This window comes from Bacteroidota bacterium (assembly GCA_037133915.1).
GTDB lineage: Bacteria > Bacteroidota > Bacteroidia > Bacteroidales > CAIWKO01 > JBAXND01.
Window position 1 is genome coordinate 188,448 of record JBAXND010000002.1, and the last position, 26,287, is coordinate 214,734.

Sequence of the window (26,287 nt, forward strand, 5' to 3'; positions counted from 1 at the left end):
ATAATGTGTAAAGTCAAATGTACGCTGCCATGTCCTTATTTGTGATAGCTGCCGAATAAAAAAAATGCAGACCGTTCTATGGTCTGCACTGGTTTAGTTCCGTAATTTTTTATCTGAGAAAATGTGGGTTTGCCAATAACTTTTTGATGCCCTCGTCTATGGGTAACAAATCCCTTTTCAGCAGGCTTTTCATTTTGGTAATATCAGGAAGCCGCCTGTTCATATCGCCTTCTTCAAGAGGTGGTTTATGAACTATTTTTGATTTGGAACGTGTAATTTGAATAATCTTCAAGGCTAAATCCAGAATAGGAATTTCAACATCATTGCCAATATTGATGATATCATTGTCGGATTTATTGTAATTCACGCTATTCATAAAATTATTATAAGTAGCATCAATATTATCATCAATATAGCAGAAGGTGCGGCTTTGGCTGCCGTCACCATAAATTGTAATGTTCTGGTCTTTGAGTGCCATGGATACAAAACGCGACATTACGAAATCACGGCTCTGCTTGGGTCCGTATGTGTTGAAAAACCTGAAAATGGTGTAATCCAGACCAAATTCTTTTTTATATGATTTAAGATAGGCTTCGCCCAGGTTTTTAACCACGGCATAAGGAACGCGCGAATTCAAGGGCGTTGTAAACTCATTCTGGGGCAAATCAACCGGTTCGCCATACACTTCAGATGACGACGAAAAGTAAACTCTTTTTACGTACGAATTTTTACTCAGCATCAGGATATTCTCAAAGCCATGAATATCGCGCAGTACACTTACCGGATTGGCTTGCGTGCGAAGTACACCTACCACTGCTGCATAATGAAATACGTAGTCAAAAGGGAAGGCATGCATGACCGCTGCAATGTCGCGATAATCGTTCACGTCGCATTTGATAAAGCGCCAGTTCTTGGTTTTAACTTTGGGTAATTTACTAATCTCGCCTGTTGTCAGGTCATCAGCAATGATTACATAGTTTTCCGGGTCAGAAATAATTTTTTCTGCCAGAGCGCTCCCAACAAATCCGGCGCCCCCGGTGATTAAAATAGTTCTCATAGCTAGTCAATTAAATTTAATAAGTATTCTCCGTAACCGCTCTTAATATACTTTTCTCCGAGCTTTCGCAATTGGTCTTTTCCAATAAATCCCATACGATAAGCAGCTTCTTCAATACATCCTATTTTCAAACCCTGACGGTCTTCAATAACCTGCACAAACTGCGATGCCTGAAGCAATGAGGCAAATGTGCCCGTATCGAGCCATGCCGTACCCCGTTGCAGTATGGCAACTTTGAGTTTTTTCTGGGCCAGATAATATTTGTTGATATCGGTAATTTCGTATTCGCCGCGGCTGCTCGGCTTGATGTTTTTTGCTATTTCTACAACGGAATTGTCATACAGATATAAACCCGGCACAGCAAAATTCGATTTGGGATGTTCCGGTTTTTCTTCTATTGAAATGGCAACGTTGTTCTCGTCAAATTCCACAACACCGTAACGCTCGGGGTCTGAAACGTGATACGCAAACACAACACCGCCGTCCGGGTCATTATTTTCAAGGAGCGTTTCCTGCATGCCGGTACCGTAAAAAATATTATCGCCCAGTATCAATGAAACTTTATCGCCCCCAATGAACTTTTCGCCCAGAACAAAAGCCTGTGCCAGTCCGTTCGGTACTTCCTGAACCTGATAATTAAACTTACAGCCAAGCTCATGACCATCGCCTAAAAGGCGTTCAAACTGAGGAAGGTCAACCGGTGTGGAGATAATCAGGATTTCATGGATTCCGGCAGCCATAAGTACCGACAAGGGATAGTAAATCATCGGCTTATCATAAACGGGAGCCATTTGCTTGCTCACCGCCATGGTTATTGGATATAAACGTGTGCCCGAACCGCCCGCAAGTACTATTCCTTTCATAAGCTGAAGTTTGGTTATTTTAATTCATTTTCAAGTTCCGAAATCGCATTTTTTTCTATTTCAGTATCTTCGGCTCCTTCGTCAAGCTCCAGAACAGGTTCTTCAAATGATTTTGTGATGGCCTTTTTACCGAATGTGAGCAGCAGCGATGGCAGCAGGAACAGATTCGATATCATTGCCATAAACAGCGTGAAAGAGATAAGGTAGCCCATAGACTGGGTGCCGCCAAAGGTTGAAAATACAAAAATTGAGAAGCCCAGAAACAATACCGACGATGAATAAATCATACTAAAACCGGTTTCGCGCAAAGCGGCCAGAACGCACTCGCGCAGGTCGTTTTTATTATGTTTAAGCTGGAAGCGATAGCGCGAAAGAAATAAAATCGTATTGTCAATAGAAATACCCAGCGCAATGCTGAATATTAAAATGGTTGAAGGCTTTATTGCGATGCCCAGATAACCCATCATGGCAGCGGTCATTATCTGCGGAAGCAAATTGGGGATAATCGCAATAAGTACCATGCGCGGAGACCTGAACAATAAAAACATCAGCAACGAGATTACAACCAATGCAAGCAGCAGACTGGTCCCCAGATTGTCGACCAGAAAATTTGTTCCTTTCGCAAATACAACACTGGTGCCGGTTACCGCAACGGTATATTTTGAGCGGTCAAAAATAGTGTCAACATCAGCCTTAACCTTAGCGTAAATGCGCTCAATATCTTTCGTGCCTACATTGGCCATCTGTACACTAATACGTGCTGATTGCAGCGTTGAATCCACAAAGGAGTTAAGAAGCGACTTTTTCGACTTATTATATTTCGGAATATAATCAAGCATGAATGCCAGCTCATTCCCATTGGGCACCGAATAGTATGCCGAATCATTGCCATAGAATGCCTGTTTGGCGAACTTCACTACTTCTACTACCGACAAGGGTTTTGATAATTCGGGAATTTTTGACAGACTGTCCTGCAGCCTGTCTATCTTTCTGAAAACGGAAAGGCTCATTACGCCCTTCTTTTTGTGGGTATCAATAGATATTTCAAGCGGCATCACACCTTTGAAATGTTTTTCAAAGAACATCAAATCTTTGTACATCGGGTCTTTGCTCGAAATGTCATCCACAATACGACCGGAGGTTTTGAGCAGCGACATTCCGAAACCGCCGCCAATAAGGAACAAAACGGCGATGATATATATGAGCCTCCGCTTTCCCTGAACAGCGCTCACAATCTTCTCCACAATTCCTTTAACAACTCTGTTGTCGAGATGTTTCGTGTGCTTCGCCGTCGGCGGATTCATATAACTGAAGAATATCGGTATCAGGAAAAGGGATATCACATAGACCACCATAATGTTGATAGATGCCACCAGACCAAATTCATACAGCAATTGATTCCGTGTGATTACAAATGCGGCAAATCCTGCTGCAGCAGCGGCATTGGTGAGCAGTGTGGCAAGTCCCACGCGCTGAACTATCCGCGAAAGCGCTTTGACTTTATTCCCGTGTAAACGGTATTCAAAATGATATTTATTGATCAGGAAAATACAGTTTTCTATGCCGATAACAATAATCAGGGGAGGAATAATACCGGTAAGAATGGTAATCTTGAACCCGAAAAGCACCATCAGTCCGAGCCCCCAGATTACACCCATGCACACAATCAGAACAGGTATGGCCACAGCTTTGAGTGAACGAAAATAAAAGAACAATACCACCGCAGCCACCAAAAGTGACAGTAAAATGAAAAGAAGTAATTCATTTTTCACTTTTTTGGACGTAATGGTGCGTATATAGGGAAGTCCCGAATAATGAGGTTTTATATTGTATTTCGATGTAAATACCGACGATGTTTCCGTAATCTTGTTTATCAGCGCAAAGCGGTTGCTTGAATTTATCTTGGTTTTATCCAGCGTAATCATGATCAGATTCACGCTGGTGGCGCTGTTAAACAGCAGTCCGTTGTAAAACTTGTAAGAATACATAGCGCCTTTCAGCGAATCGAGCTCGGTTTGAGTGGTTGGCTTGTCTTTTACAATAGGCAGAAATCCAAATTTGCGGGTGCTGTCATTTTTTACCAGACAGAACATTTTGGTGATGGAAACCACCTCCTGAACACCGTCTATTTTTTTCAGATTGTTGGTGAGGTCAAAAAAGTCATTGAATTCGGCCAGTTTAAACAGGTTGCTGTCTTCAATTCCAATGAACATTACCGAACCGTCCTGACCGAACTTTTCTTTAAAATTACGATAGGTGATGCTGGTAGAATCGGTCTGCGGAAGCATTTCCACAAATTCATATGAAAGCTGCACCTTGCTTGCGAAAAAAGCCATTATACCCGTAAGAACAAACAGTATAATTACATTAACAAAACGGTTCCTGAGAATCAAGCGCACTAAAAATGTCCACATAACAATAAAATCAGTCGGGTAATAAGTGTTTTTTGACGTACTTAAAAAGTGGTCAAAGTTAATATTAATACCGCAAACCTGAAAAAAAATACGATAAATATGGTATTAACCGGAACACATTACCTCAGGGATTTATGTACTTTTGGCACAAATTATGTTTTGCTCTATCTAAATCTACGGCCATGAAAAAATTAGTATTGATGCTCAGCGCTGCCGTTCTGCTGCTTTCGGGCTGCATTTCTTCAAAACAGTATTACCAAAAAGGCGAATACGATAAAGCTATTTCCAAAGCCGTAAAACGACTGAAGAAAAATACCGACCGCCCCAAAGAAGTCTGGGTGCTTTTAAGCGCCTATAAAACTGTAAACCAGGCTGATTTAGATCGCATCAGTTACCTGAAACAAACTGGTCAACCCGATATCTGGGACGAAGTATTTCAAAAATACGACCTGCTTAAAAAACGTCAGGACCTGGTTAAAACACTGCCCCAGAAAATACTCGACGATATTACTTTTAACTGGGTGAACTATGATAAAGACGTGATAGAATCGCAGAAAAAAGCGGTAGAATACTACTATACCCACGCACGCGTGCTGCTCGAAAAAAAGGATAAAATGTCGGCCCGTCAGGCCTATGATGAACTCAGGCGCATCAAAGATTTTTATGAAAACTACAAAGATGTGGACGCCATGCTGCAGACTGCTCTTGAACTGGGCACTACCAACGTTATCTTTAAAATGAACAATCAGTCAATGTCGGTATTACCACAGGGATTTGAAGATGAACTGCTCACCATGACCGTAAAAGACCTGAACAGAAACTGGATTAACTATGATTCCCGGGAAGTGAGCGGACGAACCTACGATTACATGATTTTTCTGAATCTGAAAATGATTGACGTTTCGCCCGAACATCTGAAACAGTACGAATATAACGAATCGCGAGAGGTGAAAGACGGTTTTCAGTATGTGCTCGATGCTCATGGAAATGTTATGAAAGACAGTCTGGGCAACGATATCAAGGTTCAGAAATACAAAACACTTACCTGCCATGTGCTCGAAACCCAGATGAACAAAGATGCCATCATTAACGGTACGGTTGATTTTTATGATAATCACAATTCGCAATTATTGCGCAACGAAAAAATAACCGCCGAAAGCCATTTCAACTATATGTTTGCCACTGCCATGGGCGACCTCGATGCGCTGAAACCCGAAACGGCGAACAAGTTAAACAGACCTGTTCCTTTTCCCAATGATTTGGAAATGATAGGTCTGGCAAGCGATTACCTGAAAGATGCCGCTCGCAGCATTATTTCCAATAACGCTTACATACTGAAATAATAGAAAATCAATATTTACAAGAGGCTGCAGCTCCCTGCTGCAGCCTCTTTTTTTGTTTATTATGAATGGCACTTCCGGCAGGGTACTATCCATTCCAACAATACTTCTCAATGATTGTGTATTTTTGTGTAAGTTTATATTCTGTAATCAACAAATTTTTTAGACAACATGGAATTTCCTTTTAATATCCGTTCCAAATTGCCTCAGGCCGGAACAAGCATATTTGCTGTAATGTCGGCACTGGCGTTGGAGCACAAGGCAATAAATCTTTCACAGGGCTTCCCCGATTTCCCGGTTTCCGAAAAACTCATCAGTCTTATCAACGAGGCTATGAAAAAAGGACATAACCAGTATGCTCCCATGCAGGGCGTGCCGGCTCTGCGCGAAGCCATTGCTGCAAAGGTGGAGCGCATTTATGGTGTGAGCTACAGCCCGGAAACTGAAATAAATATCACTGCAGGCGGAACACAGGCATTATATACGGCCATTTCTGCATTTATAAAAGAAGGCGATGAGGTAATCCTGTTTGAACCTGCCTATGATTCTTATGCACCGGCCATCCGTCTGAATGGCGGAACGCCCATTTATGCGACACTCAAAACGCCCGGTTATACCATCGACTGGGCCGATATAAAAAAGATGATCAGCAGTAACACTAAAATGATCATCATCAATACTCCGCATAATCCTACCGGTAGTCTTATCGGCGCCGACGATATGAAGATGCTCGATAAGCTTACGCGGAATACCGATATCATTGTTTTGAGCGACGAAGTGTATGAACACCTTATTTTCGACGGTCACCGTCACGAAAGTGTAATTCGTTATCCGAGGCTGGCAGAGCGCAGCATGGTGGTGTATTCATTTGGAAAAACATTTCATGCTACCGGATGGAAAATGGGGTATATTTTAGCGCCCGCCAACCTGATGGCAGAGTTCAGAAAAGCCCATCAGTTCACTGTTTTTGCGTGCAACACACCTATACAATATGCTCTTGCCGAATTCCTTAAAAATGAAGCAAACTACGATTACCTGCCTGAATTTTACCAGGCCAAACGCGATTATTTCCTCAAAAATATTAGCGGTTCAAGGTTCAAAGTAATACCCTGTTATGGTACCTACTTTCAACTGCTCGATTACAGTGCCATCAGCAACGAAAAAGAAACAGATATTGCCATAAGGCTTACCAAAGAGTTTGGACTGGCCTCTATTCCTGTTTCCGTATTTTACCACAAAGCAATTGATAATAAAGTGCTCCGTTTTTGTTTCGCCAAAAAAGAAGAAACCATTAAAAAAGCAGCCGAAATATTATGCAGGATCTGACCATCTCTATTTTTCAGGCCGACCTGGCCTGGGAAGACCACGAACGCAATCTGTCGTACTTCGACCGGAAAATCGATGGACTTAATCAGCCAACAGATTTGATTGTACTGCCCGAAATGTTTGCCACCGGCTTTTCTGTTGATTCAGGAAAATGTGCGCAGGATTTTAACGGCCCCATTTTTAAGTGGATGAAAGAAAAAGCACAAGAGCGTCAATGCGCTATTACAGGAAGTATGCTTTTTACGGAGAATGGAAATTTATTCAATCGGCTCGTATTTATGTGGCCCGACGGTAGGTTTGAAACCTATGACAAGCGGCATTTATTCCGCTTTGGGAACGAACATAAACATTTTACGCCGGGCGATAAACGTTTGATTGTTGAACTGAACGGTTGGAAAATCAGACCGCTGGTATGCTATGACCTGCGTTTCCCGGTATGGGCAAAAAATACTTACAGCGAAGGCGCTTTTGAATACGATTGTCTTATCTATGTTGCCAACTGGCCCGATGCCCGCAGCCATCACTGGAAAACATTATTACTGGCCCGTTCTATTGAGAATATGAGCTATTGCGTGGGTGTAAACCGCATTGGTACCGACGGTAAAGGTACGTATCATGGCGGCGATTCTCTGGTTATTGACCCCAAAGGGAAATTACTGGCGGCCATAGAAAAATATACTGAAGGCTCCGCTACCGTTGTGCTCCGTGCCGAAGAACTACTGCGTTACCGTGAAAAATTCAATGTCGCTCAGGACTGGGACGGTTTTTCAATTAACAATTAACAATGAACAATTATTAATTGGCTGAACAATCATCCTCCGATTACCATTTTTTTAGTTATCACCCTGTTTCCCTCTAAGGTAAGCTTCAGGCAATAGATTCCACTGACGAGATAATCGCGCTGCAGCGTTATTTTTTCACAATCCGAAAATTCTGCCTGACGAACCCTTGTTCCTTTCGAATCATAGATATCAATATGAGCAGTGCGATAGGTTCTGTCCAGTATAATTTCTGCCGATGTGCTGACCGGATTTGGTTGGAGCCTTGCAATGGGTGTGTCAACTTCATCAACAGCTCCAAGTACATCAAGGGCGAACAGTTTGATATCGTCAATCATCCAGCCCTCTCCGGGGTTGTCAATGTTGTCTGAAATAAAATTGAACCTGAGTATCATGGTGTCTGCAGGAGGCCATTGCTTCACTGCTATATCATGCCATGGGATAACGGTCTGTATCCAGCCGTTCGACCTTCCCGAGTAACCATATGCTCCAGTGTACAAGGTATCACTCATTGTGTAGATATTTGACGCTTCAGGGCAGTTGCTCGGATTGTGGTATAGTCCCCAATCTTCAATTATATTTGTCCATGTAAGCCCTTTATCCCAGGAAACGGTAATATAGCCTCCGTCAGCGAGGGTGTCTGTATCAAATTTATGTTTTATTGAAATAAAAATATCAAAAGGATACCAACTCATATTAAAACCACCGATTATTAAATCAAAAAACGAATAGTTATTCGGAGGGTAATTATTGATGGTATCGGTCAAAATTGCACTGTTGGGCGAGTAGGCGCTGTTGAAGAAAATCTTTTGCGGAACACCTGTTTGCCATATATTATTGGCTGCAGTATCAATGATAATATAGGGCGAAATAGTGTCAAAATTGATGACACGTACGGGAAAAATGGTATCGCCGTACCAGCGTTTGTTTTGAGCCTGCATGCTTACGGGCATACCAAGAACGCATAAAAGCAGCGCAATAATAGAAGGTGTTTTCATTTCAGGAAATATTTACAATTCAAATATACAAAATCCTGTGCATCAGAGGCGACAATTATTTTATGTGCCGGCAAAACTTCGGTATTGGGACGGGTTTACAGTGAATAGTTAACAATTAACAATTAATAATGCCTGTCCGCCTTTGGCGGAAACAGTTTACAGCGAAGTGTAATTGTTTGACCATCCCTGAATAGGGTTGGCCGGTTTTACAATGAATAATTGATAAGGTTATTTAAAATTATCCCGTCAGGTATATAATATTCATAGAAACGGCGATAATAAACAAATCGGCGGCGCACGTTTAATGATAGCTCAATTTAATTAGCGTTCATGCGCCGCAACCTGATGAAACGGTTGAAAACAGGTAATAGGTTGAAAATCCATGAATAGATTATAACGATTAAGTGTTCACAGGTATATCAGGATATCTAACAGACTATCTCCGGAATTGTTCTCAAGTATATCGGAGTGTCTAACAGACTATCTCCGGAATTGTTCACAGGTACATCAGGATATCTAACAGACTATCTCCGGAAGTGTTCTCAAGTATATCGGAGTGTCTAACAGACTATCTCCGGAAGTGTTCACAGGTATATCAGAATATGTAATTGAGCATCTGCGTAAGCATCAATTACTAATGCGAATCAAGGGTTAGATTTTCTCTGTGTAACTCCGTGATAACTCTGTGTTTCTCCGTGTCAGTTCATTTTATTTCAAAGAGGTGCACAGAGAAGGCACAGAGAGCCACAGTTTAGATTTTCAAGTCTTGATTAGCATTATTAATTATAAAAAAAGCCATCCTTGAGAGACAGCTTTTTTTATTGAAATATTTTCAGATTATTTTCCGTCGTATGCCCATTTAAGATAAATGGTACCCCATGTAAAGCCTGCGCCGAATGCGGTAAGTATAATATTATCACCCTTGTGTAATCTGGGTTCCCATTCCCACAGACACAGCGGAAGTGTTGCGGCTGTAGTGTTTCCGTACTTTTCGATATTTATCATCACCTTGTCTTTCGACAGTTTCATGCGTTTGGCTGTAGCGTCAATAATGCGCATATTGGCCTGATGAGGTACCAGCCATGCAATATCGTCGGCAGTAAGGTTATTGCGTGCAATAATTTCTTCAGATACATCGGCCATTTTGGAAACCGCCATTTTAAACACGGCCTGTCCTTCCTGATAGATGAAATGTTCGCGTGCGTCAATGGTAGCATGCGATGCGGGTTTTACCGATCCGCCGGCTTTCTGGTGCAGATTCACTCTGCCGCTGCCATCAACCTGAAGAATGGAATCCATGATACCGAATTCCTCGGTAGTAGGCTCGAGCATCACAGCGCCGGCACCGTCGCCAAAAATAACGCAGGTAGCGCGGTCGGTATAGTCAACAATGGATGACATTTTTTCGGCACCCACAACAATTACTTTTTTGGCAGAACCCGTTTCTACAAATTTGGATGCGGTGGCCAGTGCATATAAAAAGCCCGAACAGCCCGCGTTCAGATCATAACTGAATGCGTTCTTGATTCCGACTTTATCACATATAATATTGGCCGTTGCAGGAAACTGCATATCGGGGGTAACGGTGGCACAAATAAGATAATCAATCTCTTCAGGTTTGGTGCCGGTCTTTTTAAGAAGCAGATTTACAGCTTCGGTACCCAAATCCGATGAGCCCTTGCCTTCACCTTTCAGTATTCTTCTTTCGGAGATTCCGGTACGAGAGAGAATCCACTCGTCTGTAGTGTCAACGATACGTTCCAGCTCTTTATTCGTGAGAATATAATCAGGAAGATATCCGGCAACACCGGTAATCGCTGCTCTGATCCTGGTCATTGGTCATCGCATTAAATAGTGATCATTCCGTGGGTTGAAAAGGAAACTAAGCGGTAGCTGTTTTTTCAAGTACCTGTTTTCCTTTATAAAAGCCACATTCCTTGCAAACGCGATGCAGCAGGATGGGGGCTCCGCAATTAGAACATACGATTACGGTCGGCGCAACGGCCTTTACGTGTGTCCTTCTTTTTTTTGTTCTGGTTGATGAGAACCTGTGTTTAGGATGTGCCATAAAGCAAAAAAATTTAATTGATCAACTTCTGGAGGTCGTCCCAGCGGGAGTCGCTCTCTTCTTTCTTAAGATATTGTTCAAGTTTACGAATAACTTCTTCGTTGCAGGAGCTTTTCCCATGTTCATCTTCGGGATGCACTCTGCGTATGGGCAGCATCAGGTGAGTAAACTCATAGATGTACTGACTGACATCCAGCTGGTACGATGAGGGAGGCAGAATCACTACTTCATCTGTTTCCTCTTCGTTATTGTCGCTGAATTTTACATACAGCCTGTTGTTGCCATGCAACGGAAATTCAAGGGGCTCGAGGCAGCGGTCGCACGAAACTTCCGTGATGCCGTCGATTGAAAAATCAAGAATGAGCGAATCCAGTTCTTTGGTAAGCTCCAGCTCAACTTTTATCTGACCTTTATGAATTTCAGAATATTCAAAATGCTCAAAGAACGTGTCATCAATGTTAAAAACAAACTGATGCTTCCCGGCTGCAAGACCGTTGAAATTTATTATGAACTGTTTGGTGTCTTCCACAACAAATCCCTGTTTAAAGGGGGGCAAAATTACATAAATTATCGGGAATAACAAATTATTATTTGAAGGCTTTTTCAGGAAGCCCGTCGCCACTTAGTTTCAGTCGGTCAAAGTACGCAGGTACTTCACCTCCGGTAAGTTTGTTAACATACAGCTTCGCAAGATACTGTCCCAGCATAAATCCCTGTCCCCTCAGACCCACGAAAAGCCCGAGTTCTGTATCAATAACCATACGGGGCTCAATGTAATAGCCTGCCCACACGGCCTGGAAACCTACCGACGAAAGTGCCGGAATCCAGTCAACAAATGTTTCGGTAGCAATCTCAATAAATTCTTTTGAATTAATCTTTACATTGCCCAGCGCTTCCTGTGCATCAACTGCCGGTGAGGCACAGCCGATTACCTGACCGGTTTCAGCCAGCTGCTGTCCGTAAACAGCCGAAAATCCTTTGTGCTTGCGCCGGTCAATAAGCATATCAAGCGGAGCGCCGTTGAGTCCCAGCATGGGTAATCTGCGGGTAATAAACGCCTGATGCTTAACCGGGTAAAGTCCGGTTTCCAGACCCAGCTTTTTCGCAAACTTATCGCTGTCGGGCCCTAGCGCATTAATAAACACCTCGGTATGGTATTCCTTGTATTTTTTCTCATGGTCCTGTACCAGCACGATATAGGTTTTGCCTTCTTTTCTGATATCTATCAACCGGCAATCTTCGAGTATGGTGCCTCCTTTTTCGATACCGATACGGCGGATAAGGTCAATAACCCTGCCAGGCGTGGCCTGCCAGCAATTATGAGTGACCAGAGCTGCCGAGTATTTGTCCAGTTTTGCATTAAAATACGGCGATATTTCTTTGCGGAAGTCTTTGGCATCTACCATATAAGCATCAGACCACGACATGGAATCTACACAGGCTTTGTACATTGCCTCGTCGTGCGCAAAATTCACATAGCGTATCTGCTTGTAATTAATATCGTGAAGCTGTTGTAATTCTTTGAATATCTCAAGATTATGTTCGGCAATATCTGCGATTTCAGGAAGGCTGAATGCGGGTCTTCCGCCGGCGATGTTGCGCCACGACGCGCCACGGCCATAGTTTGCCAGCACCGGTTTGAGACCGGCTTCAGACAGATATCTGAACAAAGAGCTTCCGCCTATGCCGCCACCGGCAACAAATGAAGCTACTTTTATCTGCTGTGGTTTTTCGGTTCCTATGGACGTAATTACCCTTTCGTTGATGCCTTGAGGGTAAAGCTCACCCATACTGATCTGGTTCGACAGCGGTCCCCGGGGCGTTGCGTCTCCGACAATAGAAACGCCCGAGCCGCGCAGCGTCTGTTTTAACCGGCGGATGCAGCGTTTGCCTCGGCAGGCGCCCATTCCGAGGCGGGTGGTATGTTTTATTTCGTCTACAGAAATAAACTGGCGGTCGCCGATAACTTCCTGTATCTCGCTCAGCGTAACATCATCGCAATGACAAATGTATTTTTCTTCTTCAAGTTCCACCTGGGTTTTGTGCATTGTAACAGGCTCAGGGTAATCAGATTTTACAATAAATCCGCGTACATCCATCAGCCCAGCCCCGTGAATAGTCTCCGATTTCAGACGGACAACATTGGTTTTATTCGGTTTTTTCAGAACTTTTTCAATGAAACCTTCTCCCAGTTTTTTACCATTATTATCTACCAGATAAACCGCTGATTTTTCTTCAACCGCATATTCAACGGGCATAAACAGCCAGTCTTTTTTGGTGCTGTATCCAAAAATTGCCAGTCCGGGACATTGATAAACGCAATCCATGCAGCCGATGCATTTATCAAAATCTATCTGCGGCACCGTACTCGTGGATGTTTTGGTAATGGCGGCGTGAGGGCAGGCAAATTCGCAGGGGTTGCAGGCAAAGCCGTAGAGGCAGTCGATGAGCACAAAGGGCTTGGCGTCCATGCGTTCTGCTGAAGGGCTGTAAGGCGCTTCAATAATTTTTACCGGATGCTGCTGTGAGTCTATATATTCTTTTGAAACGGCCAGATATTCGTTATAGCTGAACGGTTCGTTCATTTCCTGTAATATCTCAAAGGCAACCTGCTTTCCGCGTACCACGGCGCTTGTACCTTCACCGATGCGGATGGCATCGCCGGCACCCAGACAATTCCTGCCAAACACTTCATAGCCTTTAATCAGCAACTGATCGTCGGGAACAAGACCGGTGCAGATATTAATGGCATCAATACCATCAATTATTTTTTCCGTTCCCGGGATGGGTTTAAAATTCTCGCATTCTGCCACCACGGCACCGATAATGCCATCATGATTTTCATTGGGCAACGCTTTAATCAGGATATGCGACAGCAGAACAGGAATTCCCAATCTGCGGATTCTGTTGGCCTGCACGGGAAAGCCGCCTTCGTTGGGCATGGCCTCAACAATGGCTTTCACTTTTGCACCGGCCTGCATAAGCTGATATGATGTCAGATATCCGATATTTCCGGCACCGACCGTGAGAACATTTTTGCCGAGCAGTGTGAATTCACTGTTCATCATTTTCTGAACAACGGCAGCAGTATAAACTCCGGGCAGGTCATCATTCTCAAACGCAGGCATGAAGGGCACTGCGCCGGTAGCAATCACCAAAAAATGAGTGTCAACATAATAAATGGTGCCGGTCACCAGATTTTTAACGGCAACGCGTTTACCGTCGAGCAAATCCCAGACGGTTGAGTTCAGAAAGATTCCCGAATGATCATCACCGGCAAGTGTTTCAGCGATATCGAAACCGCGCATTCCGCCAAATTTCTTTTCTTTCTCAAAAAAGAAGAACTGGTGGGTTTGCATCAGAAACTGTCCGCCGATACGGTCATTATTATCAATAACAATATTGGGGATGCCGTGTTTGTTCAGTTCTTCGCGGCAAGCCAGTCCGGCAGGTCCGGCGCCAATGATAACCACGTCGGTTTTATAAACATCAATGCTGTCGGTCTTTATGAAGTCTACCGCTTCCGGTGCGTAATCTTTCGGAATTTCAGACACGGTCTTAATTCCGTCGATGCGGGTAATACAAATCCTTTTAATCTTTCCGTCGACCAGCATTTCGCAGGCACCGCATTTGCCGATGCCGCATTCAAGGCTTCGTTCGCGGTTGCGCAGGCTGTGGCTGTGAACCGGAAATCCTGCCTGATGAAGTGCCGCGGCGATTGTAAATCCGCTTTCGCCTTCTATTTCTTTACCTTCAAAAGTAAAAACCACTTTTTTACCTTCGGGAACTTCAAGTATGGGGTGTTTCGTTACTTTATACATAACTGATAGGTTTTAAACAAGCGTAGTGTTGCAGAAACAGTATATTTTTCATTCTGCGATATCGGCGCAAAATTATATGAATTATTCCTGCTTAAGGACTTTCTGCCCTTTTTTTTTCTCCGGTAAACGTTAAGTTTTTAATAAAAACCGTATATTGCATTAATTAACTGATATTGTGTAATATAAATAATACTGTTTTTGCAATTGATGCATAAACGGCCGGCATAGAATTACCGGTATTTTAAAAACTGCAGCTGATGAACGCTATTAATTATTGCCCGGGATAATATCCATATTATATTTACGTTTAAACATACTTGTCGCTTTTTTGAATAACTTTGCCCACTTTTTTTGCACATGAGATATAAATCACTGATACGCTTCACTTTTCTTTTTCTCGCACTGACCGTTGCGCCGGCATTTTTACATGCTCAGCCTCTTACAAAGGTTATGGGTACGGTAATTGACGCTCAAACGAAGAGTCCTATTCCTTTTGTGAATGTTTACTGTAAAGGAAGTGATGTTGAAACAACGACTGATTTTGACGGTCGTTATTCTATTGAAACGAAAACTGCCTGCGACTCTTTAATGGCCCAGTATATTGGCTATTACTCCAAAGGACATGCTGTAGTAAAAAATAAGTTTCAGTACATCGATTTTGAGCTTGAACCAAAAACGCTGGAACTTAAAGAAGCGGTAATTGTTGCCGGTGAAAATCCTGCGGAGGTAATTATAAGAAAGGTCATAAAAAATAAGGATAAGAACAACCGTGAGGCGCAGGGGAATTTTCAGTACGAAGCTTATACCAAGATGCAGATTGATGCCAATAATTTTGGCAGCAAGCTAAAAGATCTTGGCGTGCTTAAACCCTTCCGTTTTGTTTTTGATAATGTGGACACTTCTACCGTAAACGGCAAGGCTTTTTTACCGATTTTTCTTACAGAAACCGTTTCAGATATTTATTTCCGAAAGAGTCCTAAAACATACCGTGAAATTATAAATGCAAGCAAGGTTTCGGGAATGAAAAATGCGAGCATATCGCAGGTTGTGGGCGATTCGTACCAGAAAACGAACGTCTATGATAATTATATTTCCATTGTTGAAAAGAGCTTTGTAAGTCCTCTGGCAAATTTCGGACTTGCCTACTATAAGTACTATCTAATTGACAGCGGCTATGTCGGCAATAAATATTGTTATCATATTATGTTTAAGCCGCGCAGGGTTCAGGAACCGGCTTTTTCGGGCAATGTATGGATAAATGACACCACCTGGGGCATCGTTAAAATAGACCTTCGCATGGATCCTGAGGCCAATATCAATCTTATCAATGATCTGGTTGTTTATCAGGAATTCACTTATGTAGACGGGAAATGCTGGATGCCCGTCAAGGATAATCTCATCGCCGATATTAATGTTTTTGATAACCTGAAAAAAACCATGGGGATGTATATCCACAAATCCTCAACCTATAATAACTATATTCTTGACAAGCCGATGCCGGAAAGCTTCTACAATAATCCATTAAGTATTGTGGTTTCCGACAGTGCCTTAAAAATGTCGCATCTGTACTGGCAAAACAGGCGTCCCGATTCTCTTTCCAAACAGGAAAAGAGTATCTATCACATGACAGACACGATACAAACGATTCGTGCATTTAGAATATGGAAAAAGCTTTTCCTGACCATAGGCATGGACCATTATCAGGTAGGGTGGTTTGAAATAGGGCCGATATTGTCGTTGGTAAGCTGGAATAATAATGAAGGCACCCGTTTTCGTTTTGGCGGAAGAACAAGTAACAATTTCAGCAAGAAGGTAATGATAAGCGGTTACGGGGCATACGGCACTAAAGACATGAAGTGGAAATATTCGGGCAGCATCTGGTATCTGTGGGATAAAAGGCCGTTCAGGGGTGTGGGTGCAGCCTATCGTTATGATGTGGAACAGTTGGGGCGCAGCGATAATTCATTCAATGAATATGACCTTGTGGGATCGTTTGCAAGGCGCAAACCACAGGATAAACTTTCGATGGCTGAGGATTACCGCGTGTTTTCAGATATAGACTGGTTCACGGGCTTTTCAACTGCTTTTTATGTTATTCACCGGAAAAATTATCCTATTGGAAATTCGGTATTTGAACTTCGGGATAATGGAATAATAAGTAAAATGAGTTCATTCAGTACTTCCGAAATAATGATTAACACACATTTCGGATTTAAGGAAAAATTTGTCGAAGGAGCGTTTCAGCGCGTCAGCCTTGGCACAAAATTTCCGAAATTGAATGTGAGCTACCTTCATGGCTTCAAGGACGTATTGAAAAGTGAATTTTCGTATGATAAGCTTACCATCAGCGTAAATCAGTGGTTCAACCTTGGGCCGCTCGGATGGGCCGATTATTATATGGAAGGCGGACGTATCTGGGGGAAAGTACCCTTCCCACTGTTAAAAATTCATGAAGGCAACGAGACCTATATATGGGACTTTTACTCGTTCAACTCTATGAATTATTATGAGTTTATGAGCGACCAGTATTTTACGGCGCTGTATTCGCAGCATTTCGACGGATTGTTTTTCAATCGAATCCCATTGCTTCGCAAATTGCACTGGCGCGAATATGCTTACGGGCGCTATGGTATAGGTACACTCAGCAAGCAAAACCGCGACTTCAACGTGCTGCCGGAATACACCTACACCCTCGATAAGCCATTTTATGAGGCAGGTGTGGGAATAGAAAATATTTTAAAGGTGTTGCGCATAGTTGGTGTGTGGCGTCTGTCACATCTTGATCATCCGGGCATACGAAGGTTTAATGTACTGATAACAATGTCGTTTAATTTTTAGTCTGCCCAGGCATGAGCCGGTATCATCACAACACATAAAGTTATTACGAAGTGCGGGTCATTTAATACTGAATATTCAGATAAACGAAATTGAATTAACTTTGCTCTTTAAAATTATCCGTTCCGAATGATACTTCGCGCCGAAAATCTTGTTAAAAAATACCGCAGCCGCACGGTTGTGAGAGGTGTTTCACTTGAAGTAAAACCCGGTGAGATAGTTGGATTATTAGGTCCGAATGGTGCCGGGAAAACAACATCATTTTATATTATTGTTGGGCTGATTCGCCCGAACAGCGGCAAGGTTTTTCTAGATAATGATGAGATAACGGGCATGCCCATGTACAGGCGTGCGCAAAAGGGTATCGGCTATCTTCCGCAGGAAGCGTCGGTATTTCGGGGTATGAGTGTTGAAGATAATATCAGGGCCGTACTTGAATTTACCGATTACACAAAAGAGCAGCAGCGCGACAGGCTTGAATCGTTGCTTGATGAATTTGGTTTGCAGAATGTACGTAAAGGAAAAGGAATCACCCTTTCGGGCGGTGAGCGCCGCAGAACGGAAATTGCACGCGCATTAGCCGTTGACCCTAAATTTATTCTTCTCGACGAACCGTTTGCAGGCGTTGATCCTATTGCCGTTGAAGATATTCAGGCCATTGTTTCCAAACTCAAAACAAAAAATATCGGTGTACTCATTACCGATCATAATGTTCATGAAACACTGAACATCACCGACAGGGCATATCTCTTGTTTGAAGGTTCTATCCTTAAATCAGGAACCGCCGAAGAACTTGCAAGTGATGAACAGGTTCGCAAGGTATATCTGGGCAAAAATTTTGAATTACGAAGGTAGTTCGGGATTTTCGGGCATATTAGCGTTATCCTGCCCAATAAAATAATTCCGTTTAATAAAGAAGATAATAAGAATGGCAAGGTTAAAAGCTGCGCTGAAAACAGCTGTTAATACTATTGTCCAGTAAGCAACCGAATACATATAGGCATCGCTGAGCTCTTCGCCCATTTCAGGCATCTGCGCAAGCACAAGCTCTATTTTTGCATCAATATTCTGTAGAATAAACAAGCCGTTAACGATAAAAAACAGGAAGTAAATAATTGCAAAAAGTACCGTGCCTTTGTGACGTTGATACATGGCGATTATCAGAAGAACAGGCAGCACCATATTTAAAATAAATGCCGCATTTACGGCCAATATTCGGTCGAGGTGCATTCCGAGCAGGTCATAGCCGGCATCGTATGTACCAATCACCGTAAATATCGAAAAAAACGAACTGATTACTAAAATTACCCAGATAACTTTCAGTATCACGGGCATTGGTTTCCATCCTTTATTCATAATAAAATATTATTGATTGTTGTAGGTTAAAATTTCTTCGCTTATATAGTCGAGTGTGAGTCCTGCGCGCCGAAACATTTCTTCGGATTCGGCGCCGGCATGATATTTTTTTTCGCAGACAACGCGGGTTATTCCGCAGTTAATGATAAGCATGGCGCAGGTTCGGCAGGGTGTCATGCGGCAATACAGTGTTGCTGCATCGAGCGGTATGCCGAGCCTTGCTGCCTGGCAAATGGCATTTTGTTCGGCATGAACGGTGCGCATGCAATGATTGGTGGTATGGCCGTCTTCGTGTGTTACGGTTTTAAATAAATGTCCGACTTCATCGCAGTGTTCAAGTCCGCGGGGTGAGCCAACATAGCCCGATACCAGTATCTGACGGTCGCGTACAATCAGGCAACCGCTTCTGCCGCGGTCGCAGGTGGCGCGCTTCGCCACGGTATTGGCCACTTCCATAAAGTACTCGTCCCAACTCGGGCGCAGGTGTTTTGTTTCTTCGGTCATGACAAAAAATTTATACCAGGAGATTTTACGAATTCTGTTTTAGCACTATTTGATTCAGGGCGACTTCAACTTCACGAAATAAATCATTCATACTGCCGTCATTAATAAATACATAATCTGCTGTTTCAACACATTTCCGGATGTTTTGCTTATTCGGGTCATGGTTCAGCATTTCTCTGTTTTCATTGGCGGCAAAGGTTTCAAATGTAACATCATCGGTTTCCGATTTGCGTTTTTTAATGCGTTCGTACCGTGTTTGTATATCAGCATCTACGGCAAATAACCAGAAGCCGCCCATGGCGCGCAGTGCATCAATTTCTCCCGGTGTGCGCAAACTTTCAATCACACAATTTTTCCCATTCTGAGCGGCTCGTTCATATAGCTGAGTTGCAATGTATGATGGGCTGTTGGCGGCTCTCAGGTCGTTTCCGACCATGGTCAGACTATCGCGGTTTACAGTCAATCCGCGGCGCAGTATTTCTTCGGCAATAAATGCTCTCACCGAAAAATGAACAAAGCCTTTCTGCTGAACAAGATATTCAACAATAGTGCCTTTGCCTGATCCAAGAGTGCCGGTAATGCCAATGATAATCATATTAAAACAGGAATAAATCGTTACAAAGATATACAAAGGTGCTTAACGGTTTCATTTCTTCCTTCCAATGATAAGCGCATTCTGGAAGGTTTCTTTTCGCTGTACGTCATCAAATCCGGCTTCGGCCATCCACCAGCGAATTTCGTTTTCGGTGTAGGTGTCGCCTTTGGGTGTGCCCACAAGCATATTGATGGCAAATATGGCTCCGGGCGCAGGGTTGGTGCGGTCTTGCCCCATTACGTGATCCTGAATGGCAATGATGCCGCCCCGGTTCAGCGCGGCAGCGCACTTCTTTACCAGACGCAGGTTTTCGTCAAACGAATTGATATGGATAATTGCGGAAAGGAATGCCAGATCGTATCCCGCCCTGAAAGAATCCACCAGATAATCGCCGGCAAGGGTATCAATTTTATTTTGCAAACCTTCGGCGCGAATATATTTTTCGGTGATTGTAACAATATTCGGAAGGTCGAAAACCGTTGCATTTATTTCTTTACCTGCACGAACAAAGGCCATGCTGTAGGCACCTGAGCCGCCACCAATATCCAGAACTTTATGTGTGCCCGTGAGATCTATCTGCGCAACTATGGCCGGTGCCTGGCGGTAAGCGCGGTCGTGCATCGCTGCAATAAACGATTCAGACCAGTCGCCGTCATTGCTTTTGGTGCGGATGGTCTGCGCGTTCTCGCGACCTGTTCTTACAATCTCTGTAAGATTACTCCACGACCGCCATAAGTTTGAACTATGCATAAGTCCGGCAATAAACCCCGGACGGTCCTTTACAAGATAGTTAAGTCCAAATTCGGAATTATTATAAAGCCCGTCATTTTTCTCAAGTAATCCAATAGCGCAAAGAGCATTCATCAGGCGTTCTGTGGCGTGCTTGTCGGTTTTTGCTTCGGTGGCAACCTGCTCTGGACTTTTGCGTTCTTTACCAATCACGGTAAATAATTCAAGTTCGTATGCGCTTAGAATTATGCGGCTTCGCTGGAAAGCGCTCACCGATTCGCGGAGGTCAAGCGGCGTTTTAAATTTGTCTGTAGGATTCATAGAATAAATAGTTTAGTAAAAGTCTTCGTTCGATTCGGGAAACATGAAGGCCGGGACGTATAAGAAGCAACTGCTTCCTGAATAGAGCAGATCCCATGCGTCGGTATTGTACGGTATTTCCAGATAATGTCTTTTTATTTCTTTTTGCTGCGTTTGTGTATATTCCTGCATCCGGCTGATAGCTTTGCGACTGCATTCGAGAATCTGTGTGCCGGTAGTGAGTAATTTGAAATTCGCCGCAGAAATAAATGCTTTTTGCGGCTTCTCAAGTTTTGCAAGTGCAGGAACAGAATTATAACTTTCCATAACGATATAGTCAAAAGTCTTGTTCCCGGAAGTATATATATTATCCGCTTTTTTTAGAAAAACAATAATTTCGGATTCGTTTTTTTTGAGCTTCTGCAGGCTGTCAGATGCAAACCACGGTACATAAAAGTAAAGGTCGCCTGACGCATTGCCTTTGAGGTACTGACTCACTTTAAAAACGCAGCCGGTAATGCCGTTCTGTCCTTTTACAGAACATACGGATGTGATTTTTCCGGTGGCAACAATATCAGCCGAGGCGCACAGCCATTCTATGCTTGAGCCTGCATTAATTTCTGCTTTGATGTTCTGTAAAGGCATCAAAAAAAGAAAGAAAAAACAGTATGCGAACTTTTTCAAATCGTGTATGTGTATAATTAACGGCATAAATATATAACAAGTGGATAGTATTCTTCAAAAAAATTCATAATTTTATACCTTTAATTTCACGCAGGATACTACATTCATTAAACAGTCGTTATTAGCTTCTATATAAGATAAACTGATGAGAAGAACTTTCATTGCCTTTTTTGTATTGCTTTTTGCCTGGTCACAGGGAATGGCGCAGTCGCCCAAATACAGTAACGAATTTCTTGCTATCGGGGTTGGTGCGCGTGCTTTGGGAATGTCGGGCTGTAATACCGCCATTGTGAATGATGTCACAGCGGGCTATTGGAATCCTGCCGGTCTGATGCTTGTTCCGTCGAGTATTCAGGTGGGGCTTATGCACTCCGAATATTTTGCGGGAATTGCAAAATATGATTATGGTGGTCTTGCTGCACGTATTGACTCATCGAGTACTGCCGCATTTACCTTTATCCGTTTTGGTGTTGACGACATACCCAATACAACAGAATTAATTGATGCCGAAGGAAACATAAATTACGACCGCATCACCACGTTTTCGGCGGCCGATTATGCGTTTATTCTTTCCTATGCGCGCAATCTTCATAAACTTCCCGGGTTCCGCTATGGTGCCAATGTAAAAATTATTCACCGCAAGGTGGGCGATTTTGCGCATTCGTGGGGATTCGGGCTGGATCTGGGTGCACAGTATGATGTTAAAAAGTGGACTTTCGGTCTGGTTGCCCGCGACGTAACCTCGACCTTCAATGCATGGAGTTATAGCCTGAGCGACGGGATGAAAGAAACCTTTACCCGCACCGGGAATGATATACCGGAGAATTCACTTGAGCTTACCATGCCCCGTATCAATGTAGGGGTGGCACGCAGATTCGATTTCTTAAAACGCTTTTCAGCGCTGATAGACATTGATGCAGATTTTACCTTCGACGGGATGCGCAACGTTCTCGTAAAAAGCGATCCTATTTCAATTGATCCGCATGCGGGACTGGAACTTGGATATGGAAATTTTATCTTTTTGCGCGGCGGCATTGGTAATATTCAGAACGAAACAGATTTTACCGACAAACGCCATACTACCTTTCAACCGAATATCGGTGTGGGATTTACAATTAAAAAAATGGTAAGCATTGATTATGCGCTTACCGATGTGGGCAATGCATCCATAGCTCTTTATTCTCACGTTTTTTCTCTTAAGTTCAATATCAACAGGAAAAAACAGGTTGCCGGTGATGATACGAAAACCAAAAAAAGTTATTTCTGAAATCCATTATGCGAAAACTCTACCTACTCCTGCCATTATACATCTGTTTATCCACACTGGCCAAAGGCCAGAATTTCGGTAACGAATGGATAGATTATAACCGTCAGTATTACAAAATTTACGTTAGCCACGATGGCATTTTTCGTATTCCATATACTACACTCCAAACTGCCGGCGTACCGGTGCAATCTATAGACCCGCGAAGTATTCAGCTTTTTTGTAAAGGCATTGAACAGTATATTTATATCAAGGGTGAAACCGATGGCGTATTCAATCCCGGTGATTTTATCGAGTTTTCAGGAAAAATGAACGACGGTACCTTCGACACTCAATTATACGATCATCCCCTAAGCCAGGCGAATCCTAATTACAGCCTTTTCTGCGACTCAGCGGTCTATTTTCTTACGTGGAATTCTTCGATAAATAACCGAAGAATGACGCTTGAAAACGATGTTAATTTTTCATCCTATACACCTGTAACCTTCTTCAATAAAATAAGCAGGGTGGATTATACCTCTGCCTATTTCAACGGTAAGCCCTATAACGGAATAACCGACCCTGTGTACACCGCGGGTGAGGGCTGGTTTGATAACGGATTTTCGCTTGGAGGCAGCATTTCAAAAAATATTCCTACCCCCGGCAAATACGGTTCGGGCAATGCCGAAGTAGATTTTATTCTGGTGGGCGCATCTGATTACAGCCTTGCCAATCCCGACCATCATGTGCGAATCCAGTTCGGGAGCACCATCATCGATACTGTTTTTGAAGGCTATCAAATGTTGAGGTTTAACCGGACAGTTCCGGTAAGTCAGCTTGGAAGCGCTACAACAGGTTTTACGTTTACTTCCGTTAATAATATTGGCTCAGGCGCCGACAGAAATACCATTCCGTACATCCAGATTAAATATCCCCATACGCCCAGTCTGGACAACTCAACAACCTTCCGTTTCTTTGTTCCCGATGGCATTCAGGCAAAGTCGCTGTTTAATTTCACGGGGCTTACGGTAAATAATAATGATACCGCGAGGCTTTACGACCTCAGTAATCATCGCCGTATTAAAGTGGTTTATGACGGCACCAACTATCGTGCGCTTATTCCTAATGCCGGTAATGAAAAGGAATGTTACATAACTTCAGACGGCGCTATCAGTAATGTAACTAAGCTGGTTGCGGTTTCGGCAAACGCAAAGTTTTTCAATTATCTAGCAGAGGCAACATCCAAAAACTCCGATTACATTATTATTTCTAACAGCCAGCTTCAACCCGAAACAGAGAATTACAGGCTGTACCGCAATTCAACCGGATATCATGCCATGCTGGCTGATGTTGATCAGCTTTATGACCAGTTCGCTTACGGTATTCTGAAAAACCCATTGGGAATCCGCAATTTTATGCGGTATGCGTGGGCAAATTTTCCGGAGAAACCCAAAGATTTATTCCTTATCGGGAAAGCATTCCGCGCAGGTTATGATAATGCCTATGTTTATAGAAAAAGTGCGTATTACTGGAACCAGACATTAGTGCCTTCACTGGGCAATCCGCCCAGCGATTTGCTTTTCACAACCGGCATCAACGACACCATGTACACTCCGGCCGTTCCCACCGGAAGGCTGAGTGCGCGCACTGCCGACCAGGTGAGGATATATCTTGATAAGGTGAAAGGATATGAAATAGCCGCACAAACCCCTCAGGAATGGATGAAGAATGTGCTTCATTTTGGCGGGGGGTCGAATATCGGCGAACAATCAGACTTTCAGGCATACCTGAACACCTATAAGAATACCATTGAAGATACGCTGTTCGGCGGATATGTAAGAACCTACCTGAAAACCAATTCGGATCCGATTCAGATTAATCAGTCCGATTCACTGAAAAATATCATCAACGGAGGCGTGAGCCTGATGACCTTTTTTGGCCATGCCGGAGGAACCGGATTTGATGTGAGTATCGATAATCCTGCGGAGTATAACAATATGGATAAATACCCCTTCCTGCTTGCTAATTCATGCTATGCCGGCGATATTTATCTTGATGCGCCCAGTTCAAGCGAGTCATTTGTTTTAATAGAAAATAAAGGTGTAATAGGCTATCTGGCATCTATTGCATTGGGAATGCCATGGGCACTCAATGCATACAGTTCAGAGTTTTATAAAAATATTTCATTCAAAAATTATGGTCAGCCTGTGGGTAAATGCATTCAGCAAACCATAAAAGCGGTGCAGACAACAGATGTTACACTTAAAGAAACCTGTCTTACTATGACATTGCACGGCGATCCGGCCATCATCATCAACTCCTTCCCCAAACCGGATTACATGGTAAACAATTCATCTGTTTATTTTGACCCGCCCAATGTTACCACCGAAATTGATTCTTTTTATGTGAACATCATCACCACGAATTTAGGCCGTGCCGTGGCCGATTCATTCATTGTTAAGCTCGACCGTACGTTTCCCGATGGAACCATATCTACCTATTATCACCAGATAGTTGCACCTCTTTTTAAAGATACACTTGCGGTTAAACTGCCTGTTAATTTTATCAAAGGAATAGGACTCAATAAATTCAGAATTTCACTGGATGCTTACAACCACATGGATGAAATCACTAAAGTGAATAATATTACCGATGTGGATCTGTTTATCAAATCATCCGATATCGTGCCTGTTTATCCATATAAATATGCTGTAATTCCTGCTCTGCCGGTTACCCTGAAAGCCTCTACCGGATTTGCGTTCGCCCCTGCAGCCAATTACCGCTTCGAACTCGATACCACCGATGCATTTAACAGTCCCATTAAGTTAAGTCAGGTTATCAATCATGGCGGAGGTGTTGTTTCATGGAATCCGGTATTCCCGATTATGACCGACAGCATTGTTTACTATTGGCGCGTGAGCCGCGACTCCAGCAATGGCGTTCCGTTTAACTGGCGCGAAACTTCGTTTCAGTATATTCAAAACAAGCAGGGCTGGGGACAGGCACATTTCTTCCAGTTTAAAAATGATGATTACACTTATGTAAATTATAACAAACCACAACGTAAGTTTGAGTTCGTAAATAATCAGGTCGCCCTTTATTGTCAAACCTTCAATCAAGGTGGGTTTAATTTCACCGACCAGTATTACCGCATCAATGCCGTGCAAAACTACATGTGGGCGTATAATTCAGGCGGCAATCTGATGATACTTTCTGTTTTCGATCCGATTACCGGCGTGCCCTGGCATAACCCCGCTGTTGGTAATCCTACGCAGGACGGTTATGAATTTGATATTGGCAGCGCGGCGAGCAGAGAGGTGATGCGGGCATTTATGGATTCTGTTCCCGCTGGCTTTCACATACTCGGCTGGAGCC

Annotated in this window: 20 protein-coding genes; 7 read left to right on the forward strand and 13 right to left on the reverse strand. The window is 43.2% G+C overall.

What is annotated here, in order from left to right; genetic code table 11:
• Positions 1–109: 109 nt before the first annotated feature.
• From WCM76_01630 to WCM76_01640, 3 genes are read right to left on the reverse strand one after another with little or no spacing between them, the layout of a single operon-like run.
• Positions 110–1,057, reverse strand: coding sequence for an NAD-dependent epimerase/dehydratase family protein (locus tag WCM76_01630; GenBank protein MEI6764308.1), 948 nt, complete (start codon positions 1,055–1,057; stop codon positions 110–112).
• A 2-nt stretch (positions 1,058–1,059) separates the two neighbouring features.
• Positions 1,060–1,920, reverse strand: coding sequence for a glucose-1-phosphate thymidylyltransferase RfbA (rfbA, locus tag WCM76_01635; GenBank protein MEI6764309.1), 861 nt, complete (start codon positions 1,918–1,920; stop codon positions 1,060–1,062).
• A 14-nt stretch (positions 1,921–1,934) separates the two neighbouring features.
• Positions 1,935–4,334 carry an MMPL family transporter gene (locus WCM76_01640; protein MEI6764310.1) on the reverse strand — a complete coding sequence of 800 codons (2,400 nt, stop codon included), beginning with the start codon at positions 4,332–4,334 and terminating at the stop codon, positions 1,935–1,937.
• 182 nt (positions 4,335–4,516) lie between these two features.
• Here WCM76_01640 and WCM76_01645 point away from each other — a divergent pair, with 182 nt between their 5' ends.
• The 3 genes from WCM76_01645 (at position 4,517) to WCM76_01655 (ending at position 7,782) form a co-directional block, all read left to right on the forward strand.
• On the forward strand, positions 4,517–5,677 hold the full coding sequence (locus WCM76_01645) for a hypothetical protein (GenBank protein ID MEI6764311.1): 1,161 nt from the start codon (positions 4,517–4,519) through the stop codon (positions 5,675–5,677).
• Between the two features lie 168 nt (positions 5,678–5,845).
• Positions 5,846–7,000 carry a methionine aminotransferase gene (locus WCM76_01650; protein ID MEI6764312.1) on the forward strand — a complete coding sequence of 385 codons (1,155 nt, stop codon included), beginning with the start codon at positions 5,846–5,848 and terminating at the stop codon, positions 6,998–7,000.
• Complete coding sequence (locus WCM76_01655; GenBank protein ID MEI6764313.1) at positions 6,988–7,782, forward strand: amidohydrolase; 795 nt, start codon at positions 6,988–6,990, stop codon at positions 7,780–7,782. The genes WCM76_01650 and WCM76_01655 overlap by 13 nt, the downstream gene beginning before the upstream one ends.
• A 29-nt stretch (positions 7,783–7,811) precedes the next feature.
• Here WCM76_01655 and WCM76_01660 read toward each other — a convergent pair whose 3' ends face one another.
• From WCM76_01660 to WCM76_01680, 5 genes are all read right to left on the reverse strand, one after another.
• Positions 7,812–8,777 carry a T9SS type A sorting domain-containing protein gene (locus WCM76_01660; GenBank protein ID MEI6764314.1) on the reverse strand — a complete coding sequence of 322 codons (966 nt, stop codon included), beginning with the start codon at positions 8,775–8,777 and terminating at the stop codon, positions 7,812–7,814.
• Positions 8,778–9,614: 837 nt separating this feature from the next.
• Positions 9,615–10,613 (reverse strand): beta-ketoacyl-ACP synthase III, encoded by a 999-nt coding sequence (locus WCM76_01665; GenBank protein ID MEI6764315.1) that lies wholly within the window; start codon positions 10,611–10,613, stop codon positions 9,615–9,617.
• Between the two features lie 46 nt (positions 10,614–10,659).
• Positions 10,660–10,845: a 50S ribosomal protein L32 gene (rpmF, locus tag WCM76_01670; GenBank protein ID MEI6764316.1), complete on the reverse strand. Its 186-nt coding sequence runs from the start codon at positions 10,843–10,845 to the stop codon at positions 10,660–10,662.
• A 13-nt stretch (positions 10,846–10,858) separates the two neighbouring features.
• The gene (locus WCM76_01675; protein MEI6764317.1) at positions 10,859–11,401 is read right to left on the reverse strand and encodes a DUF177 domain-containing protein; all 543 of its coding nucleotides are present in this window, start codon (positions 11,399–11,401) and stop codon (positions 10,859–10,861) included.
• A gap of 31 nt (positions 11,402–11,432) precedes the next feature.
• The gene (locus WCM76_01680; GenBank protein ID MEI6764318.1) at positions 11,433–14,666 is read right to left on the reverse strand and encodes an FAD-dependent oxidoreductase; all 3,234 of its coding nucleotides are present in this window, start codon (positions 14,664–14,666) and stop codon (positions 11,433–11,435) included.
• 357 nt (positions 14,667–15,023) lie between these two features.
• Between WCM76_01680 and WCM76_01685 the strand changes: the two genes are divergently transcribed.
• Together WCM76_01685 and lptB are read left to right on the forward strand one after the other, a co-directional pair.
• A complete protein-coding gene (locus WCM76_01685) occupies positions 15,024–17,504 on the forward strand; it encodes a DUF5686 family protein (GenBank protein ID MEI6764319.1) in 2,481 nt (826 codons plus the stop codon).
• A gap of 126 nt (positions 17,505–17,630) precedes the next feature.
• A complete protein-coding gene (lptB, locus tag WCM76_01690; protein ID MEI6764320.1) occupies positions 17,631–18,356 on the forward strand; it encodes an LPS export ABC transporter ATP-binding protein in 726 nt (241 codons plus the stop codon).
• Here the strand turns inward: lptB and WCM76_01695 are convergent.
• The 5 genes from WCM76_01695 to WCM76_01715 are packed head-to-tail and all read right to left on the reverse strand — an operon-like array spanning position 18,345 to position 21,630.
• Positions 18,345–18,857, reverse strand: coding sequence for a hypothetical protein (locus WCM76_01695; protein MEI6764321.1), 513 nt, complete (start codon positions 18,855–18,857; stop codon positions 18,345–18,347). The two genes, lptB and WCM76_01695, sit on opposite strands and share 12 nt — an antisense overlap.
• Positions 18,858–18,866: 9 nt before the next feature.
• Positions 18,867–19,361, reverse strand: coding sequence for a cytidine/deoxycytidylate deaminase family protein (locus WCM76_01700; protein ID MEI6764322.1), 495 nt, complete (start codon positions 19,359–19,361; stop codon positions 18,867–18,869).
• 25 nt (positions 19,362–19,386) lie between these two features.
• A complete protein-coding gene (locus WCM76_01705) occupies positions 19,387–19,956 on the reverse strand; it encodes an AAA family ATPase (protein ID MEI6764323.1) in 570 nt (189 codons plus the stop codon).
• A 51-nt stretch (positions 19,957–20,007) separates the two neighbouring features.
• Positions 20,008–21,006, reverse strand: coding sequence for a methyltransferase (locus WCM76_01710; protein ID MEI6764324.1), 999 nt, complete (start codon positions 21,004–21,006; stop codon positions 20,008–20,010).
• 12 nt (positions 21,007–21,018) lie between these two features.
• Positions 21,019–21,630, reverse strand: coding sequence for a hypothetical protein (locus WCM76_01715; GenBank protein ID MEI6764325.1), 612 nt, complete (start codon positions 21,628–21,630; stop codon positions 21,019–21,021).
• 184 nt (positions 21,631–21,814) lie between these two features.
• Here WCM76_01715 and WCM76_01720 point away from each other — a divergent pair, with 184 nt between their 5' ends.
• Positions 21,815–22,936, forward strand: a complete 1,122-nt coding sequence (locus WCM76_01720; GenBank protein MEI6764326.1) for a PorV/PorQ family protein — start codon at positions 21,815–21,817, stop codon at positions 22,934–22,936.
• Positions 22,937–22,944: 8 nt separating this feature from the next.
• Positions 22,945–26,287: C25 family cysteine peptidase (locus tag WCM76_01725; protein ID MEI6764327.1), on the forward strand; the 3,343-nt coding region annotated here is incomplete at its 3' end.

What these genes read in the sequence shown, in the direction of transcription:
- WCM76_01630 (MEI6764308.1), bottom strand. Translation starts at nt 1,057, where the DNA reads ATGAGAACTATTTTAATCACCGGGGGCGCCGGATTTGTTGGGAGCGCT.
- rfbA (MEI6764309.1), bottom strand. Translation starts at nt 1,920, where the DNA reads ATGAAAGGAATAGTACTTGCGGGCGGTTCGGGCACACGTTTATATCCA.
- WCM76_01640 (MEI6764310.1), bottom strand. Translation starts at nt 4,334, where the DNA reads ATGTGGACATTTTTAGTGCGCTTGATTCTCAGGAACCGTTTTGTTAAT.
- WCM76_01645 (MEI6764311.1), top strand. Translation starts at nt 4,517, where the DNA reads ATGAAAAAATTAGTATTGATGCTCAGCGCTGCCGTTCTGCTGCTTTCG.
- WCM76_01650 (MEI6764312.1), top strand. Translation starts at nt 5,846, where the DNA reads ATGGAATTTCCTTTTAATATCCGTTCCAAATTGCCTCAGGCCGGAACA.
- WCM76_01655 (MEI6764313.1), top strand. Translation starts at nt 6,988, where the DNA reads ATGCAGGATCTGACCATCTCTATTTTTCAGGCCGACCTGGCCTGGGAA.
- WCM76_01660 (MEI6764314.1), bottom strand. Translation starts at nt 8,777, where the DNA reads ATGAAAACACCTTCTATTATTGCGCTGCTTTTATGCGTTCTTGGTATG.
- WCM76_01665 (MEI6764315.1), bottom strand. Translation starts at nt 10,613, where the DNA reads ATGACCAGGATCAGAGCAGCGATTACCGGTGTTGCCGGATATCTTCCT.
- rpmF (MEI6764316.1), bottom strand. Translation starts at nt 10,845, where the DNA reads ATGGCACATCCTAAACACAGGTTCTCATCAACCAGAACAAAAAAAAGA.
- WCM76_01680 (MEI6764318.1), bottom strand. Translation starts at nt 14,666, where the DNA reads ATGTATAAAGTAACGAAACACCCCATACTTGAAGTTCCCGAAGGTAAA.
- WCM76_01685 (MEI6764319.1), top strand. Translation starts at nt 15,024, where the DNA reads ATGAGATATAAATCACTGATACGCTTCACTTTTCTTTTTCTCGCACTG.
- lptB (MEI6764320.1), top strand. Translation starts at nt 17,631, where the DNA reads ATGATACTTCGCGCCGAAAATCTTGTTAAAAAATACCGCAGCCGCACG.
- WCM76_01695 (MEI6764321.1), bottom strand. Translation starts at nt 18,857, where the DNA reads ATGAATAAAGGATGGAAACCAATGCCCGTGATACTGAAAGTTATCTGG.
- WCM76_01700 (MEI6764322.1), bottom strand. Translation starts at nt 19,361, where the DNA reads ATGACCGAAGAAACAAAACACCTGCGCCCGAGTTGGGACGAGTACTTT.
- WCM76_01705 (MEI6764323.1), bottom strand. Translation starts at nt 19,956, where the DNA reads ATGATTATCATTGGCATTACCGGCACTCTTGGATCAGGCAAAGGCACT.
- WCM76_01710 (MEI6764324.1), bottom strand. Translation starts at nt 21,006, where the DNA reads ATGAATCCTACAGACAAATTTAAAACGCCGCTTGACCTCCGCGAATCG.
- WCM76_01715 (MEI6764325.1), bottom strand. Translation starts at nt 21,630, where the DNA reads ATGCCTTTACAGAACATCAAAGCAGAAATTAATGCAGGCTCAAGCATA.
- WCM76_01720 (MEI6764326.1), top strand. Translation starts at nt 21,815, where the DNA reads ATGAGAAGAACTTTCATTGCCTTTTTTGTATTGCTTTTTGCCTGGTCA.